At 42.3% G+C, this 1,166-nt stretch carries 1 protein-coding gene; it reads left to right on the forward strand.

Translation table 11 applies throughout. From position 1 onward, the window contains the following. Positions 1–1,116: RNA-guided endonuclease InsQ/TnpB family protein (locus BIZ38_RS21655; RefSeq protein ID WP_187491292.1), on the forward strand; the 1,116-nt coding region annotated here is incomplete at its 5' end. Positions 1,117–1,166: the final 50 nt, after the last annotated feature.

Below are 1,166 nucleotides of genomic sequence, written 5' to 3' on the forward strand. Positions count from 1 at the left end.
GAAAATATGCGTCGATATGAATACGATAAAACATTCCTGTTTTACAAAGATATGGCTTCTCTCCTCAAGGAAATTAAGCCATTCGAGGAATTTAGCTGGATTAAAGCGTTTGATTCTGCTGCTGCTCAGCAGGTTGCTCGCGACTTGGAAACAGCGATGAAGAATGCATTTTCTAAAGGTCGTTTGCAGCATTTTCCAAAGCACAAAGTTTCCTACAAAAGGAAGCGGCTTCACAATGATAGCTTCCGAGCGGTCAATAATTCCAACTGTATTCGAATTGAAAATGACGCTATAAGCATCCCAAAGGTCGGCAAAGTGCCAATCGTTTTGCATCGTGGGCTTGCGAGCAAAATTAAGACCGTAACCATTCAATATCGTCACGGAAAGTGGGGATGCAGCATCACACAGGAAGTGGAGTGTAAAACGGCTAAACAGGTTTTGGAAAAGATCACTGGTTTTGATATCAACTCAAAGCAAACGGTTGTTGGTTCGAACGGATTTGTGGCCGATAATCCGAAGTTTTTAAAACAGTCAAAAGAGAAGCTAAATCAATTGCAACGCCAGCTTGCGCGTCGAACCAAAGGCTCAAATCGTTGGCACAAAACTAAACAACGCATCAATAAACTACACGGTAAAATCTCAAGGCAAAGTCTCGACTTTGCGCACAAAATTTCACGACAGATAATCAATGAAACTGATATAGCGTGTTTTGAAGATTTAAACGTAAAAGCGATGCAAAAGTTCAATGGCAGCATGGTTGCCGATAACGTAATGGGGCTGATAACTCAGCTTTCAAAATACAAAGCTGAGTTAGAGGGTAAGTTGTATCACGAAATTGGTCGATTTGAGAAGTCCACTGGGATCTGCTCAGAGTGCGGCCAAAACCATGTTTTAACATTGAACGATAGGTATTTCACTTGTGTAGCTTGCGGAAGGTATCAAAACCGTGATCTATCGTCGGCTAAGAGCATAGAAAAGACAGGTGAATTAGATTTAATTGCGGCTGGCATCGTCGCAAGGGTAGCACCCGTATCTCAGGAGAAACAATCCGTTAAAACGAAAGTCTTCGAATTATCGAAGTTGGATTTTGGATCTGAGAAAAAAGAAGCAGCCTAGCCGTTAAGCTAGACTGTAGAAGCCCAGTGATCAGAGCGAAGCGATGTCGC

Origin of the sequence: Pseudoalteromonas sp. BZK2 (assembly GCF_014349195.1) — a bacterium.
Taxonomy (GTDB): Bacteria; Pseudomonadota; Gammaproteobacteria; order Enterobacterales; family Alteromonadaceae; genus Pseudoalteromonas; species Pseudoalteromonas simplex.